Annotated in this window: 13 protein-coding genes; all 13 read left to right on the forward strand. The window is 61.3% G+C overall.

Going from position 1 to position 16,078, the window contains the following annotated elements; all coding sequences use genetic code 11:
- Positions 1 to 355 precede the first annotated feature (355 nt).
- The 13 genes from V5E97_RS33565 (at position 356) to V5E97_RS33625 (ending at position 16,078) form a co-directional block, all read left to right on the forward strand.
- Positions 356 to 1,432, forward strand: coding sequence for a glycosyltransferase family 2 protein (locus tag V5E97_RS33565; RefSeq protein WP_406695896.1), 1,077 nt, complete (start codon positions 356 to 358; stop codon positions 1,430 to 1,432).
- Between the two features lie 20 nt (positions 1,433 to 1,452).
- Complete coding sequence (locus V5E97_RS33570; RefSeq protein WP_406701258.1) at positions 1,453 to 2,643, forward strand: glycosyltransferase family 4 protein; 1,191 nt, start codon at positions 1,453 to 1,455, stop codon at positions 2,641 to 2,643.
- The gene (locus V5E97_RS33575) at positions 2,628 to 3,665 is read left to right on the forward strand and encodes a glycosyltransferase family 2 protein (protein ID WP_406695897.1); all 1,038 of its coding nucleotides are present in this window, start codon (positions 2,628 to 2,630) and stop codon (positions 3,663 to 3,665) included. Before V5E97_RS33570 ends, V5E97_RS33575 begins: the two co-directional genes overlap by 16 nt.
- Positions 3,666 to 3,800: 135 nt before the next feature.
- A complete protein-coding gene (locus tag V5E97_RS33580) occupies positions 3,801 to 4,592 on the forward strand; it encodes an acyltransferase (RefSeq protein WP_406695898.1) in 792 nt (263 codons plus the stop codon).
- A gap of 407 nt (positions 4,593 to 4,999) precedes the next feature.
- Positions 5,000 to 6,136: a glycosyltransferase gene (locus V5E97_RS33585; protein WP_406695899.1), complete on the forward strand. Its 1,137-nt coding sequence runs from the start codon at positions 5,000 to 5,002 to the stop codon at positions 6,134 to 6,136.
- 34 nt (positions 6,137 to 6,170) lie between these two features.
- Positions 6,171 to 7,259, forward strand: coding sequence for a class I SAM-dependent methyltransferase (locus V5E97_RS33590; RefSeq protein WP_406695900.1), 1,089 nt, complete (start codon positions 6,171 to 6,173; stop codon positions 7,257 to 7,259).
- 21 nt (positions 7,260 to 7,280) lie between these two features.
- Positions 7,281 to 8,462, forward strand: coding sequence for a glycosyltransferase (locus V5E97_RS33595; protein ID WP_406695901.1), 1,182 nt, complete (start codon positions 7,281 to 7,283; stop codon positions 8,460 to 8,462).
- A gap of 4 nt (positions 8,463 to 8,466) precedes the next feature.
- Positions 8,467 to 10,407, forward strand: a complete 1,941-nt coding sequence (gene asnB / locus V5E97_RS33600; protein WP_406695902.1) for an asparagine synthase (glutamine-hydrolyzing) — start codon at positions 8,467 to 8,469, stop codon at positions 10,405 to 10,407.
- 189 nt (positions 10,408 to 10,596) lie between these two features.
- On the forward strand, positions 10,597 to 11,382 hold the full coding sequence (locus V5E97_RS33605; RefSeq protein WP_406695903.1) for a formyltransferase family protein: 786 nt from the start codon (positions 10,597 to 10,599) through the stop codon (positions 11,380 to 11,382).
- Positions 11,331 to 12,182: a polysaccharide deacetylase family protein gene (locus tag V5E97_RS33610; RefSeq protein WP_406695904.1), complete on the forward strand. Its 852-nt coding sequence runs from the start codon at positions 11,331 to 11,333 to the stop codon at positions 12,180 to 12,182. Before V5E97_RS33605 ends, V5E97_RS33610 begins: the two co-directional genes overlap by 52 nt.
- A gap of 68 nt (positions 12,183 to 12,250) precedes the next feature.
- The gene (locus tag V5E97_RS33615) at positions 12,251 to 13,501 is read left to right on the forward strand and encodes a glycosyltransferase family 4 protein (RefSeq protein WP_406695905.1); all 1,251 of its coding nucleotides are present in this window, start codon (positions 12,251 to 12,253) and stop codon (positions 13,499 to 13,501) included.
- Between the two features lie 82 nt (positions 13,502 to 13,583).
- The gene (locus V5E97_RS33620) at positions 13,584 to 14,777 is read left to right on the forward strand and encodes a glycosyltransferase (protein WP_406695906.1); all 1,194 of its coding nucleotides are present in this window, start codon (positions 13,584 to 13,586) and stop codon (positions 14,775 to 14,777) included.
- A 287-nt stretch (positions 14,778 to 15,064) separates the two neighbouring features.
- Positions 15,065 to 16,078, forward strand: coding sequence for a hypothetical protein (locus tag V5E97_RS33625; protein ID WP_406695907.1), 1,014 nt, complete (start codon positions 15,065 to 15,067; stop codon positions 16,076 to 16,078).

The raw sequence follows: 16,078 nt of genomic DNA on the forward strand, positions 1-16,078 counted from the left end.
ATCGAAAGACGGCCCACCGGCTTTCGAGCCTGGGCGAGATGACACTCCGAATGTGTTGCCGAGCTGGGTCAGTGGGATCTGGTTCTGGGGCTCGCGACTCTGAGCTTGTCCGATTCTTTAGTGACATCCTCTTAAAACAAAAGGGCCTCCCCCCTCCCCCGTCAGGCCAGGATCATCCTCCCAATGTCACCTGGTTGGGGCCTGGTCACGTTGCGGTCAACACGGAGTTTCGTTCGATCCGATGCCAAGCTTCCCGCCCGAACGTGGGCCGGTTGGAAGCGAGCATCGCTTTGATCCTTCTCAGTAAAAAGCGTTTTTGGATGTTCGCAGCCCACGCCACGGAGCCGTAACCACGATGAGCCACAACCCAAGAGTGTCCATCCTCCTCCCGGTGCACAACGGAATGCCGTTCCTGGTCGAGACCGTGGAGTCGGTACTCCGACAGTCATTGAAAGACTTTGAGTTGATCGTGCTCGACGATGGATCGACGGATGAGGGACCAGCTTATCTGCAATCGCTCGGAGATGACCGGGTCCGCTATCACCGCCTCGAGCGAGTGGGACTCGTCACGGCGCTGAACGAGGGCTTGCGTCTCGCGAGGGCCGACATCATTGCACGCATCGACGCTGACGATCTCGCTGCCCCGACACGTCTGGAGGAGCAACTCCAATTCCTCCAGGCGAATCCCAGGTGTGTTCTGCTGGGGTGCGACTATTGGGAGATCGATGTCCAGGGGAATGTGATTTCCGAGAATCCATTCAAAATGACCTCGGATTTGGCGTTGCGATTCCAACTCTTCTTTAGTGCGACGTTCTCTCATCCCGGCGTGGTCTTTCCCAGGAAAGTGGTCGGTGAATTGGGCGGATATCGAACCCAATTCGATGTTTCGGAGGATTACGATCTGTTTTCGCGTTTGGCGCTTCGTGGCACCGTGGCGTGTCTTCCGAGAAAGCTCCTCAGCAAACGCATTCACGGCGGCGCGGTATCCACGGTTCATCGCGAGCGAGGCTTGAAACAATCGAGCGTGATTGCGAAAAACTACGTGGCAGCCATGTTCCCCGACTTCGACGCCCGGTCGATCGGCGACCTGTATCTCTTGCACCAAGGTCGGTCGCCGGAGCAATCAACGCCGGCGGATCTCTGGTGCACATTCAAGCTGTTGTGCGATAGCTTTTCCGAACTCCACGGCCCCCTCCCCGAAGAGGTGGTTCAGACGATTCGTGAAGTGCGCTACAGCCTTGGATGGCAGTCTCTCAGGAACGCGAGATCCCGACCATCGAATCTCAAGCAATCCTTGGATTGGTTCGTCGCCGCTCGACGATTCGAACCGGGTGAGCTTTCGTTCCGCGCCGCGATCCGACGCCGTATTCGGAGACTCGGCACTCGTTTGGCCGCCACTGTCCAGAGGCGCGAGCCCGGGTTGGCACGATGATGACGTGTTCTTCCACGCGTGTGGCGCCGTTGAAAATTTGCCTGTACACCCCGAATTACCCGGGAGTCAGCGGCGAGGGTGGGATTGGGACTTACACGCGGCACCTGGCGAGAGCCCTGGCTTCGCTCGGCCACGAGCCGCATGTACTCACCCCCGGAACGGTTCGCGAGCTGGTTCGCGACGGCCCGGTCACCATTCACCTTGCCCCGGCCAGCTATTTCCCAGTACTCGATCGCCTGATCCCTGGCGTGGGCGCGTGTTGTCGAATCGCGGCGGTCATGAGGCAAATCGTGATTCGTCACGAAGTCGAGGTCGTCGAGTTCCCGAACTGGGGAGGGCTTGGGCTGGCTTATGGCGTGGGACGCCCGGCACCGATGGTCGTTCGTCTTCACACTTCTGCGCTGGAGTGCAGCCTCATCGACGGAGAGGATTCAAGTCGGCTGGTCGCTTGGGATATCAGGCGCGAGCGTTGGTTGAACCGTGCGGCCGATACGCTCGTGACTCACTCGCTGGCCCATCGATCGAGGATGGCCGAAGAACTTGGCGTCAATGAAGACCGGATCCACGTCGTTCCCCATGGCATCGAGGTATATCCGGCGTTCCGGCGGATCCTTCGCTCTGACAATGAATTGAGAGTGGTTTATCTCGGGAGGATGGAGAAACGGAAAGGGACCATTGACCTCCTGAATGCCATACCCGATGTGTTACGGGAGGTGCCCGAGGCTCGCTTTATTTTGATCGGCTCGGACCGGCCGCACTGTCCCGGGGGGCGTACTCATGCCCAGTACCTGGAAGATGAATTTCCCGCGGAAGTTCGCCGCCGGATCTCACTCGCGGGCCGGCTCTCCGATGACGAGGTCGATTCTCAACTTCAAGAAGCGGACCTGCTCGTTGCACCGTCCTTATACGAGTCGTTCGGGCTCATTTTCTTGGAAGCAATGCGCTGGGGGACGGCCGTAATTGGCACGACGGCCGGCGGAATCCCCGAGATCGTCGAACATGAAAAGACCGGCTTGCTCGTCGAGGCGGGCCATCCATCCCAACTTGCGCAAGCCATGATCACGCTTCTGCATAACAAGGATTTACGCCACCGGCTCGGCGATGCCGGCCGCCGTAGGGTTGAATCTATCTTCAATGTCGATCGCATGGCACGGCAATCCGTCGAGCTTTATGAGACGGCATTAGGGACCAAACAATGCCGAATCCACTGATTTCGACCGTCATCCCCGCCTACAACTACGAGCGCTACGTCACGGCCGCGGTCGAAAGCGCGCTCGCGCAATCGTACCCCCACCAGGAGGTGATTGTCGTTGACGATGGCAGCACGGACGAAACACGGAAGCGGCTGGCACCTTACGAAGGGCGGATTCGGTATCTCTACCAGGAGAACCGTGGTCTCTCGGCGGCTCGAAACAGCGGTATCCGGGCCGCGCGGGGCGAATTTGTCGCATTCCTCGATGCCGACGACTTGTGGCACCCGGAGAAGTTGGCAACGCAGGTTCGTTACCTCATGGGTCACCCGGAACTCGCGCTGTTGGCCGCCAGTCATCGTGTGATCGGTGGAGGCGACATCGGACGGTTCGATTGGCCAAGAGTCGATGGCTCACAACCCATCGTGGCCCGTCCCGTCAGCTTCGACGAACTGGTCGTTGGTTCGCGATTTGGCGCCTGTGCGGTTGTCGCGCGGAAGTGGTGTTTCCAGGAAATCGGCATGTTCGATGAAAGTTTGCGATCGGCTGAAGACCTGGATATGTGGATCAGGATCGCGAGCCGGTTTCCTGTCGCCATGCTGGATGTTCCTCTCTGGCTCTACCGGATCCACGGAACCAACATGCACGATTCAACGGCACGCATGGAGTTGAACACGTTAAGGATGATCGACAAGGTGTTCGAGGAGCCCGGTGCACTCAGTCGGTCGTCTTTATTGAAACGAAAGGCGCTCGCCAATATCTCCATCAACCTCGCCTACGGGTATCGGGATAGCCAAACCTACGGGATGGCCGTTTCAAGGATCGCTCGATCGTTCCTGCTCTGGCCTTTTCCGTATCCTGGCGTGAACATGACCCACCTCCATCCCCTCGCCCGGCTGAAGTTTCTGGCGGTTGTCCTGGCTCGTGCCGCAAGTTTTCATCTCGGGCTGGATCCATCGACCCGGCCTGGCAATCGCGATCCTGGAACTCCGACTCCAGTCGTCGACCCGACCCGCTGCATTGCGCTGAAAGTCGAATCCTGAGATTTGGTTTTGTCCCGCGACTTCAGAGCGTCAACCGGCCAATCCTCAATCGCGGCGGTATCGGAATCGGTCCGATCTTGCGCTCTTGAGGCTGGGGGCCTTCATGAGGGAAACCGTCGAGGAGAACTGCTAATCATGAGCTTTCGCTATCGACTGGCGCACTCTCAGCACCCGGCCGCCCGCATTCTGAAGCGGCTCTATCGGAACGTGCAGAACTTCTCCGTGCCGGCGCCTCGGTATGTTTTTATGCCGATTCTCTGGACCTACCTGGCCCTTCGGGCGATCTATTACGTTGCGAAACGCGTCTTGGTGTGCGAACCACTCTTCAAGACCTACTGCACGCGATACGGCCAGGGCGTCCGCACCGGGACGTACATCCACTGGATCCAGGGCAAAGGGCGGATCCTCCTGGGAGACCGCGTCCTGGTCGATGGGAAGTGTAGCCTGACCTTCGCGGCTCGATACGCTCCCGATCCGACCCTGGAGGCGGGAGACGACACGGTGATCAGTCACGGTTGCTCGTTCACGATCGGACGGCGGATCACGATCGGTCGGCACTGCCTGATCGCCGTGGGCGTCAAGATGCTCGACGCCAGCGGACATCCGACCGATCCCGCCGGACGGCTTGCCGGGCTACCTGCACCTGCCGACAAGGTGAGGCCGATTACCATCGCCGACAACGTCTGGATCGGAATGGATAGCCTGATCCTACCTGGCACGACCATTGGCGAGGGGAGCGTCGTCTCGGCCGGATCGGTGGTGCGGGGCGAGATTCCGCCCTACACCCTTGTCGCGGGCAATCCGGCCAGGAAGCTCGCCTCGCTCCGCGACCCGCGGGAACAGGAGCCGGAGGCCACGATGTCGCCGGTTCAGACAACAGAACCCTGTCACTCGGATTCGGACCAACTGGTTTCGCGATTCGCGTGACCAATCCACGAATAGATCGACGCTTACTGGGTCCTGAAACGGGCGAACACCTGGGGTATTCAGGACCTGGTCGATCTCCACACCTTGCGACAACAGAGCGAAGGTTACCAATGGTCGCATCAAGCTTGGCCGAGAAATCGCCGACTCCTGCCCGTGCATCCGAACCTGTGCAGTCGGTCCGGGTCAGTCGCAACTGGGGCCCGGTATCCGGGATCTTTCGTTGTTTTACCGCACGTCAGGTGATCCGACTGAAAGATCGATGCCGGGCCTCGCAGGCTGCGAGGGAATTCTTGGCGATCCTCCGACTCGCGGCCTACGGGGTCAAGTTGAAGGGCCGCTGGCGGGCCGGCACTCTGGATCATTGCAATGATCTCTATAGTGCGGCGCGTTTAACCAGGCGACCGACAATGCGTCGATGGATCCACTCGGCGCTCGCCCCATGCGTCGCCAGCCGTCCTCAAGCTTCGGATGTCGTCGATTCCCGTTCCGCGTCCTCGATCGCCTCGGCACTGTTGTTGAAGGAACCCGGGCCGAACGGTGAGAAAGGCGTCCTGCTCTTGGGGATGGAGTCGGGATGGACGGACCTTGAGCGAGCGGGGAGAAGCACCCGATTGTTCGAGGATTATGACCTGGTGATTCTCTCTTCCTGGTCGCCGCCGCAACTTCACGATTTCGCTCGGCTCGTCGGTCTCTCAAACGACCCAATCTACGTGGGGATTTCCAACCGGGCCGACGCCCCCACCTACGAATTACTGGCCCCTGCGTTCACACCGATCCCGCTCATGGCGTGCGACTGGCTTGACCCTGACGAATTCCACCCGAACCCGCGGGCGGAGCGGGACGTCGACATCCTGATGGTGGCCAACTACGCGGCCTATAAGCGCCACTGGCTGCTGTTTGAGGCGCTACGCGGGATGCGCCGGGACATCAGGGTTACGCTGCTCGGAGGGCCTTGGGAAGGTCGGACACTCGCAAATATCAAGAACGAGATCCGCGACTTTGGGGTCAGACAGGACATCGAACTCCCTGGAGTGCTGCCGATCCAGCAAGTTTACGACTACCTGGGCCGAGCCCGGGTCTCGGTCATCTTTTCTCGCCGGGAGGGGGCCTGCGTGGCTGTGGCCGAGTCATTTTTCTCGGATACGCCCGTCGGCATGATGCGGGAGGCCCACGTCGGCTCTCGCGCTTACATCAACGCAGCAACCGGTGTCCTGTTCGATCGCCGCCATCTGTCCGGCCAACTCGACCGGTTTCTTGAAAAGTACGAGGACTTCAAGCCTCGGGCCTGGGCCGTCGAGAACATCTCCTGCCATCGGTCATCCACTCGGTTGAATGAGATCCTCCGGCTGGATGCAGGGCGGAGAGGCCGTCCCTGGACGCGGGACATCGCCCCCCTCTATTGGCGATACTTCACGCCGCGATACCTGGATGCTAACGATGCCAGAACACTCGGACTGGCCGCGGAAGGCCTCCACTCTCGCTATGGATTGCATCTTAGCCCTCCCCCGGACGGCTGGGGACCTGCCCACAAGAATCAAGCCTGACGAGTGATTGGGAATCTAGCAAAAGGTTAAAGCAATGCGCAAGCTTGAATCTCTCGTTCGGGGGCTGAAGTGCCCTTCCCACAAGCAGCGGCTGGTCGTCGAGTGTCAGGGTGAGTTGGGACGCGGCGTTCCCTGGCCGGTCGGCGTTTTGCAGTGCCCAAGCGGGTGCACGTTCCCGATCCGCGGGGGAATTCCTCGTTTTACGGATCGCGACCACTATGCGGAACCCTTCGGGCTCCAATGGCGGCGTTACCAAAAGACGCAGCTCGACTCATACACGGGCCTACCGATTTCTCGAGAACGGCTCGAGCGATGCCTGGGGATGCCATTGGAAGCGCTTGCAGGCAAGCGGATCCTGGAGTGTGGCTCAGGGGCGGGCCGATTCACCGAGCTACTCCTGGGACGCGGGGACCTGCTGGTTTCGCTCGACCTTTCCGACGCGGTGGATGCCAACCTGAAGAACTGCGGCGGACGGGATCCCTACTTATTGATCCAGGCCGACATCAACAGTTCTCCGTTGCCAAAGCGTTCGTTCGACGTCTGCATCTGCCTCGGTGTCTTGCAACACACTCCTTCTCCAGAGCAAGCGATCCGGAGTCTTGTCGAGCATCTGGCACCGGGGGGCCTCCTGGTCATCGATCACTATACGAGGTATTCGGGGCCGTTGGCTCTTAGCAATTATCTCACCCTGGGCTACCCGCTCCGACACGTCTTCAAGCGACTTGGCCCAGAGGCCGGCCTCCGCGCCACGACTGCACTCACGGCCTTTTGCGATCCGATTCGGCGGCGGACTTGCCGAGTCCACTGGCTGGACCGGATCGCCTCTCGCTTCTTTCCGATGATCTGCTACTACAACGAATATCCAGGAGTTGACCCGAAGATTGTTTACGATTTGAACGAACTTGATACGCACGATGCCCTGACCGATTTCTATAAGCATCGGCGAACGCGAGCTCAGATCGACGCATACCTGAAGTCGCTTGGATTGATCCAGGTTGAGTGCAGCAAAGGGGGGATTGGGGTTGAAGCACGGGCCATCGTGCCGCCGGACGAGCGGTGTCCCAGTTCAGCCACCGTGAATGGGATGGTGCTCTCGGGCGGTGATCTCCAACGGACCAGCTGAAAAATGAGGGAGTCACCGTCGATGGTCAAGCCGAAAACGACAGTCTGCCAGGTCCTGTTCACCCTCACGCTGGGTGGGGCCGAAGTGCTGGCGGCACGGATCGCCCGACGGCTATCGGGCCAATATCGGATGATCTTCGCCTGCCTGGAAGAGCTCGGGCCGCTTGGCGAACAGCTTCGTGCCGATGATTTCGAAGTGCATGTCCTGGCTCGTCGGCCCGGTATCGACTGGCGATGCGCACGCAGTCTCACCAACCTGCTTCACTGCGAACGCGTGGACGTCGTTCATGCCCATCAGTACGGACCCTTCTTCTATTCCGCCCTGGCTCGCCAGTTCGGGGTTCGCGTACCGATCGTTCTGACCGAACACGGGAGAGAGTTTCCGGACAATACAAGCCGCACGCATCATATCGCGAACCGCCTGCTTTTGCGGCGACATGATCGAGTGGCCGGTGTAGGCAGTGAGGTCCGCCGGGGCCTCATCGATAAGGAGGGGTTCCCTGCCGGTCGGGTCGAGGTGATCTACAACGGGATCGATCTGTCACCTTACGAGGGCGCCGTTTCTGACCGTGAGGTGGTTCGGCGCGAGCTCGGCGTTGCTCCGGGCGACCTTCTCATCGCCCAGATTGCCCGACTCGTGGCGATCAAGGATCATGCAACGGCCGTGCGAACGCTCGAGCAACTCGTGCGCATTCAATCCGCGCGCAATGCCCGACTCGTCATTGTCGGAGACGGTCCCGAGGCCGAGCGAATTCGAGCCATCATCCGGGACAGGGGCTTGGATCCTCACGTTCTGATGCTCGGACGTCGCCAGGATGTTCCGAGGCTGCTCCGGGCAGCCGATCTGGCCCTGCTGACCAGTCTCAGTGAGGGAATCCCGCTGTCGCTCATTGAGGCGATGGCTGCCGGCTTGCCCGTGGTGGCGACCCGCGTCGGCGGCGTGTCCGAGGTCGTCGAGGAGGGGCGGACCGGCTTCCTCGCTCCCTCCGGTGACCATGAGGCTCTGGCCGACCACTTGCTTCGGTTGGCCGAAGATCAGGAACTATGCACGCGAATGGGCCGGGCCGGGCGCACGCGGGCTTGGGAACGGTTCTCCGAGGACCGGATGGTTGCCGAGTACGAGCAGATTTACCGCGAGATCGCCGGCCGGCGGGCCGCGGCCGGCGGGAGACAGCCCGAGTTTCTGGCAGCGCAGGGGGCCTAGACGCATGTGCGGATTTGCTGGATTCCTCAAACTTGACCGCGGGCTGAATGCCGACTCGATGACGGCAAGTGTACTTGGCATGGCCGACATGCTGCACCACCGCGGCCCCGACGACCGTGGGACCTGGGTCGATGCTGAGGCGGGCCTGGCACTTGGTTTCCGCCGACTGGCGATCGTCGACCTTACACCCGAGGGACATCAGCCAATGGCTTCGGCGGGCGGTCGCTACGTCCTGGCCTTCAACGGCGAGGTCTACAACCACGCCGAATTGCGTCGCGAGTTGCAACGGGCCGGTGCCCCCTGCTTTCGAGGCCACTCCGACACCGAGGTCATGCTGGCCGCTTTTGAAAAGTGGGGGCCAGAGCGGGCCCTCGAGCGGTTCGTGGGCATGTTCGCCTTTGCCCTCTGGGATCGCCACGAGCGGACGCTACGACTGGCCCGTGATCGGCTCGGTGAGAAGCCGCTCTATTACGGGCGGACGGGTGGGGACCTCGTATTTGGGTCCGAGCTGAAAGCGCTGCGGGCTTACCCCGGTTTTCAAGGCGAAATCGACCGCGATGCGCTCTCGCTCTACATGAGGTTTGGATATGTTCCCGCCCCTTACTCGATATTTCGGGGTATCTATAAACTTCCGCCGGCCACGACGGTGACGATCAGAGACGTCGCCGTTGTTCCTGAACCGGTGCCCTACTGGTCGGCTCGGAGCGCCAGCCAGGCCGGGGCCGTCGCGCCGTTCCATGGAACCGAGGTGGAGGCGATCGATCGGATTGAGACGCTGCTGAGAGAGGCAGTGGGCTTGCAGATGGTTGCCGACGTCCCGCTGGGGGCCTTCCTCTCCGGTGGGGTCGACTCATCGACAATCGTAGCCCTGATGCAATCGCAGAGTCCGCGCCCGGTGAAGACGTTCACCATCGGTTTCGAAGAGGCTGGCTACGACGAAGCGTGCCATGCGATGGCGGTCGCACGCCACCTCGGGACCGAGCACACCGAGTTGTACGTCACGGCGAATGAGGCGAGGGAGGTGATCCCTTCGCTCCCGGCGATGTTTGATGAACCGTTCGCCGACTCGTCCGCGATCCCAACCTACCTTGTCTCCCAACTGGCCAGGCACTACGTGACGGTCAGCCTTTCGGGCGATGGCGGCGACGAACTTTTTGGCGGCTACGACTGGTATCCTCGGACGGCGAACGTCTGGAGAAAACTGAGGCGGTTGCCGAGGCCGTTGCGCGGCACAACTTCCAAGGTGCTCGCGGGGCTTGCGCTGGGGTCTGCCCGCGCGCCCGGATTCTCCAGTCACGCGAGTCGACTGAGCCCATTTGCTTCATTCGACAAGCTCCATAAGCTGGCGGCGCTCCTGGGGCGGTCGACTGAGCCGGAGGATGTGCACTGGATTTTGCGCTCGACCTGGGAGGGCCGCTCGTCCGTCGTGCTCGGGGCGGACGAATCGTTCCCGACTCCGCCTGGCTGGAAGTTCGGACCGGGGCTCGGTGACGTGCCTCATCGCCTTATGCTGACGGACTTACTCACCTACCTTCCTGATGATGTGCTTGCCAAGGTGGATCGTGCCAGCATGAGGAATAGCCTGGAGGCGCGTGCGCCGTTCCTGGACCATCGGGTCGTTGAGCTCGCACTGAGCTTGCCGACAACCCTCAAGTTCCGCGAAGGACGTGGGAAGTGGCTGCTCCGCCAGGTCCTGGACCGGCACGTCCCGCGCGCTCTGATTGAGCGGCCGAAGATGGGATTCAGCGTCCCGGTCGGTGCCTGGTTGCGGGGGCCCCTCCGGGGCTGGGCCGAAGGACTGCTGGAAGAGGGACGACTCCGTCAGGAGGGATTCCTCGATCCGTTGCCTGTTCGACGAAAGTGGGAGGAGCACCTCTCGGGCGCCCGGAACAGAGACGCCCACCTATGGCATGCCTTGATGTTTCAGGCGTGGTTGACGGCCTGAGCGCTTGGCCCAGGAGCTCGTTGCGGCGGAGACCTATTTGCTGTTTCAATAAGAGTGAAACTGAGCGGCGGTGCTCGATGGCGACGGATCTCGCATGTTATCGGGAACTCGACGCCTTGGCGGTGCCGGCATTTGTTTCCGAAATGAGTCGTCGACCGATCGACCTCCTTTGAATCGCCAGGAGTTGCCATGAAAACCGTCCTGATCTGCCACGCCGATGATCCGATCGGCCGTGACGCGCTGGCTCGGTGGCTCGCATCGTTTTCCGACCTGGAGGGAGTCGTCGCGATTCACGAGCCGGCGGGGCGAAAGTGGCGTCGTATCCGGCGGGAAGTCCGGCGCGTGGGTATTATCCGATTCCTCGACGTTCTTGCCTTCCGCCTTTATTACGCCCTGTGGCTCCGGTGGCAAGACCAGCGATGGGAGGCCAAGCGGCTTTCCGCAATCGACGCCGCTTACCCTGCAGTAACGCCCGCGACGCGGGCGTTGGAGACGTCCAGCCCGAACAGCACCGAAGCGGAGCAATTCATCCGCGAATGCCTCCCCGACGTGATTATTGCTCGCAGCAAAACCCTGCTTGCCACGCGGATCTTTACCATCCCCAGCAAGGGGACGTTCGTCATGCATCCCGGCATCTGCCCCGAGTATCGCAATGCACACGGCTGCTTCTGGGCATTGGCGAGCGGCGACCGGGAGCACGTCGGGATGACCCTGCTTCGGATCGACAGGGGGGTGGATACCGGCCCGGTCTACGGCTACTTCCATTGCGATTTCAACGAGATTACCGACTCTCATGTGATTATTCAGAATAAGGTGGTCCTGGATAATCTCGACCGACTTCGCGACAAGCTCTTCGAGATCGCCGAGGGCCGCGCCTCGACTCTGGACACCTCCGGCAGGACGTCGACCGAGTGGGGCCAACCTTGGCTGACCTCGTACCTGGCGTGGAAGTCGCGAGCCAATCAGGGGGGATGATGCTCATCACCTTGCTCTATCATGACGTGGTCGACGAGGGAGAGGAATTGCTGAGCGGCTTCGCCGGGCCGATCGCGGCCCGTTACAAGCTCTCCCGTACCGAGTTCGCGGCGCATCTGGAAGCCGTTGCCGCGGCCGCTCGCCGACCGCCGGTCACCTCGCCGACTTCCGCGGTGAACGGCACGGGGGAAATCCCTTGGATACTCTCGTTCGATGACGGCGGGTCGACGGCGCTCTCGCGGATAGCGGGAGCGCTGGAGGATCGCTCCTGGCGCGGCCTCTTCTTCATCACGACTGGACGCATCGGCACTCCGGGATTTCTGGATGCCGGCCAGATTCGCGAGTTGCACGACCGGGGGCATGTCATTGGCGCGCACTCGGAGAACCATCCACCACGGATGTCGGCCCTTGAGCCGGACCTGATCCGGGAAGAGTGGCGGCGAAGTTGCTCGACGCTGGCCACGCTTCTCAACACGCCCGTCGAAATCGCATCGGTCCCGGGCGGGTACTACTCACGAGGCGTTGCCGAAGCGGCCGCCCAGGTTGGAATCCGCGCCCTTTTCACATCGGAGCCGACGGCGCGGCCGGACCAGGTGGGCGACTGCAAGATTCTGGGCCGCTATACGATCCGCCGGGGCACGCCGGCAAGTGTGGCCGCGGCGATCGCGGCCGGGGCGACCGTCCCCCGCCTCACCCAGGCCCTCTCTTGGAAGACCAAGAAGCTGGCCAAGGTCGTCGCTGGCCGTCGTTTTATTGATGCCAGCCACTTGATCCTCCGGACGCTCGCGAAATCTTCTTGACCCCGGCATCGGAGAGGTGCAAGGCCCACCCCGCTGGTGCCCGAGACCCGATCGGTGATCCGTTGACCATGAACGTTACGATCGTCGGTGGAAACCTGCCGTACCCGCCCAATGCCGGTAACCGGGTGCGGACGCTAAACCTGACGCTCCGGTTGGCCCGCGCGCACCGCATCTCGCTCCTTTATCACCGGAGCGACGATCCCGTCGCAGACCGAGAGGCCTCCACGTACCTCGGAGATCATGGCGTTGAAACCATTGCCGTCGATCAGGCGATTCCGCCGAAGTCGGGCCCGGCCTTTTATGCGCGGCTTGCAGCCAACCTCGCCTCGCCAGTCCCCTATTCGGTGGCCACTCACAATGGTCCCGCATTGGTCCGGGCAATCACTCGCCATGCGGCCCGGAACTCGGTCGACCTCTGGCAGGCCGAGTGGACCCCTTACATGAAGTCGATGGGGGGACTTGTTGGAGTCCCCAAGGTGGTCATGGCCCATAACGTCGAGTCCCAGATCTGGCAGCGCTACTACGAGACCGAACGCAGGCCGCACAGGCAGTGGTACATTGCCCGCCAGTGGCGAAAATTCGAGCGATTCGAGCGCCGCACGTTCGCCGAGGCGACACGAGTCGTCGTCGTCAGCGACGAGGATGCCGAGTTGATCCGGGGGGATTTCGGCACAGACCGCGTCGACGTGGTCGATAACGGTATCGATCGGGCCTACTTCGAGTCGGTCGCTCCAGACCGTGAGGGCCAACGGATCGTGTTTCTGGGAAGCTTCGAGTGGCGCCCGAATCTCGATGCGGTCGGCCTTTTGCTCGACGTGATCTTTCCGAGAGTATTGGCCGCCGTGCCGTCGGCCAGGCTCGACCTGGTGGGACGCAACCCGCCCGAGTCGCTGGCGCGACGGGTCCTCGACCTACCCAATGTGGAACTGCATGCCAACGTCCCCGACGTTCGGCCCTTTCTGGCCCGGAGCGGGGTCATGGCGGTGCCGCTACGGATCGGTGGCGGCTCGCGGCTGAAGATCCTAGAAGCGCTCGCCGCCGGCCTACCGGTCGTCTCGACTCGCGTGGGCGCAGAGGGCCTCCGGCTGACTTCGGGGCGCGATCTGGTGATCGTGGAACGCGTCGAGGCGATGGCCGAGGCGCTTCTGGGCTGCATCCGCGACCCCAGCACAGCCCAAGGAATGGCCGAATCCGGTCGCCGGCTCGTCCTGGAACAGTATGACTGGGATGTGCTCGCCGCGAGACTCGGCCGCATCTGGGAGGGCTGCCTCTCCTCTGCGGGCCGTCTGGAGAACGGAATTCGAATGAATGGACGGTGAGTCGTAGCGGCTCGGGTTCACCCTTTGGAAATCCCGTGAGAGCAATGAAGGCCTCTCCGCAAAGATCCTTGAGGAAACAGCCATGGATCCTTTGAAGCCGCGCGTCCTTGTGATCACGACCATGTTCCCAAATCCGGCCTTGCCGAACTTTGGGATCTTCGTTGCGCGTCGGCTCCGCGCTGCTTCCGAATATGCGGATTTGGAAATACTCTCGCCCGTACCGTGGTTCCCCTTTGGTACCTGCCTCAAGCGATATCGTCATCGCAAGCTCATCCCACTCCGGTCCGAGGCCTTTGGCCTGAAGGTCCAGTACCCTCGCTTTCTCTCGATTCCGCGGTATTTCAAGCCGTTCGACGCCGTCTTCCTGGCCGTTTCCATTTGGTGGGCTTCCCGAGGCTCGAAATTCGACCTGATTGATGCCCAGTTGGCATTTCCCGAAGGTTGGGCCGCTCGGCTTCTCGCCATGATTCGGAGAGTACCCTTCTGCATCACGGTCCGGGGACATGATGTGAACCATCTCCCGGAATTTCCGGTGCGCGGTCAGCAGGTCCGGTACGCGTTGAGTGGAGCCACTCGCGTCATGTCGGTCGCGGAGGCGCTGCGGCAGTGCGTCGTTTCCTTGGGGTGTCCCGAGGAGAGGACCGAGACGATCCCAAACGGCGTTGACATGAAAACGTTCCGGCCCATCCCCCGAGAGGTTGCCTGTCAGATCCTGAAGCTGGAACTCGCTAAGCGATACCTCGTCTCCGTCGGTCATCTCGTCGAGCGAAAGGGACATCATATTCTGATTGAGTCGCTCGCGTTGCTCAAGCAACGGCAACGACCCGTACCCACGCTCGTCATCATTGGAGCCGCGAGCGAAGAGGGGGATTATTCGCAGGTCTTGCGCGAGCTGATCGCGAAGCACGGACTCGAGAAGGAAGTCCTCTTGGTGGGGGAGCAGCCCCCGGAGCGACTTCCCTTTTGGTATAGCGCAGCGGACGCGCTCTGCCTCGCTTCCAGTAAGGAAGGATGGGCCAATGTGCTCCTCGAGTCCCTTGCTTGCGGAACCCCGGTCATCGGCACTCGAGTTTGGGGCACCCCGGAAGTGATCTGTCACGAATCTCTCGGGATCCTTGTGACGCGGGACGCGGAAAGCTTTGCCGCGGCTTTCGAGCAACTCCGGCAGAGTTCGTTTCTCAAGGACGACCTCGTCAGGCACGCCTCAGAATACTCCTGGGAACAGGCAGGCAGGAAACTTGCCGCGAACTATCAGTTGGCAATCGGCACTGGCTAATGCGTCTGCAAGACCGACATGCCATTGATCCCTTGGATACGCGAATTCCGCTTCGGTGGGTTTACACGTGGAAGGGAATGTTGTTTTTTTGTGTGAAATCGGAGACATAATTATGGGGAATTATGTGAAAAGTCAGCGAAAGCGAGCTCGAAGGCGTCGCTCACGCTTTCAGGCACGTAAGCCTCGACTCGTACCGGGTGCCCTCCCGAGACCATTACTCATGAAGCGAGCCGCACATGCTCAATGGATCAATAAATCGAAGGGCGTTTCTGGACGGAACTCTGGGCTTGGCGGGCGCACTGGTTCTTCCGCGTGCCCCCCGCCCTGCGAAGGAATTTCCGCCGATCCCGCAACTCGCCCGCTGGTGGGCCGAGATGATCAAATTCGGGAAAACGCATGCCGCGTTTTTGAAAGATCCAAAGGGTCCGTTCGACCCTCTGCTCGGCGCCACCTACTACGACGCGCAGCGGGTCTTTCTTCAGATTGCCGAATTCTCCGCCGACCGCTCATGGTTGGTCGCCGCCGACCATGCCATGACCGTTTACCGCGACCGCTACGTCATGGAGAACCACGGGAAAGTGCCCGGGTATTGGGTCTTCCCGCACGGCATCGCGATGCATTACCGGCAGACGAAGGACCCGAAGTCGCGCGAGGCCCTCGTTGCCATGTCGCAAAACGCGGCCTTCGCCCCCGACTTCACGCCGGTCGACGCGACCCGGTACGCCGCGACAAGCCGTGAGGTCGCCTACAACATTCACAATCTGATGAAGGCCGAGGAGGTGGGCGAACCGCATCGACCGCGCCTGACTTTGCTCGTGGACCATGCGCTGGGACACATCGACCAGTGGTTCATTTCCCGGACCGCCCCGTTTGTGAAGCCGTTCATGTTTGGCCTCACCGCCGAGGCCCTGATCGCCTACCACGCGAAGACCGGGGATAAGCGGATTCCCGAGGCCATCCGAATCGGGGCGGAGTGGATCTGGAACAACACCTGGGTCCCCAAGGCAAGGGCGTTTAAATATCTCGATCGTGTGGTGAAGGACGAGGGAGGACCGGACCCGGCTTCTGACCTGAACCTGCTCATCGCGCCGGCTTTTGCCTGGCTCTATAAACGGACAGGCGAGTTGCAGTACCGTGATCGGGCTGACGCGATCTTCGCGGGTGGGGTCGAGCAGGCCTGGCTCGTCGGCGGCAAGCAATTCAATCAGAACTACCGCTGGAGCTTTGACTACGTCCTTTGGCGTCACGAGGGTGACCTGATTCACGATCCGAGCCGACGTCGGGTCGAAAAGAAGGGATAA

It is taken from the genome of Singulisphaera photorubra (assembly GCF_045290345.1).
Classification (GTDB): Bacteria; Planctomycetota; Planctomycetia; order Isosphaerales; family Isosphaeraceae; genus Singulisphaera.

Bases quoted from the DNA above. Each gene is read 5' to 3' on its own strand.
- V5E97_RS33565 (WP_406695896.1), top strand. From the start codon at position 356: ATGAGCCACAACCCAAGAGTGTCCATCCTCCTCCCGGTGCACAACGGA.
- V5E97_RS33575 (WP_406695897.1), top strand. From the start codon at position 2,628: ATGCCGAATCCACTGATTTCGACCGTCATCCCCGCCTACAACTACGAG.
- V5E97_RS33580 (WP_406695898.1), top strand. From the start codon at position 3,801: ATGAGCTTTCGCTATCGACTGGCGCACTCTCAGCACCCGGCCGCCCGC.
- V5E97_RS33585 (WP_406695899.1), top strand. From the start codon at position 5,000: ATGCGTCGATGGATCCACTCGGCGCTCGCCCCATGCGTCGCCAGCCGT.
- V5E97_RS33590 (WP_406695900.1), top strand. From the start codon at position 6,171: ATGCGCAAGCTTGAATCTCTCGTTCGGGGGCTGAAGTGCCCTTCCCAC.
- V5E97_RS33595 (WP_406695901.1), top strand. From the start codon at position 7,281: ATGGTCAAGCCGAAAACGACAGTCTGCCAGGTCCTGTTCACCCTCACG.
- asnB (WP_406695902.1), top strand. From the start codon at position 8,467: ATGTGCGGATTTGCTGGATTCCTCAAACTTGACCGCGGGCTGAATGCC.
- V5E97_RS33605 (WP_406695903.1), top strand. From the start codon at position 10,597: ATGAAAACCGTCCTGATCTGCCACGCCGATGATCCGATCGGCCGTGAC.
- V5E97_RS33615 (WP_406695905.1), top strand. From the start codon at position 12,251: ATGAACGTTACGATCGTCGGTGGAAACCTGCCGTACCCGCCCAATGCC.
- V5E97_RS33620 (WP_406695906.1), top strand. From the start codon at position 13,584: ATGGATCCTTTGAAGCCGCGCGTCCTTGTGATCACGACCATGTTCCCA.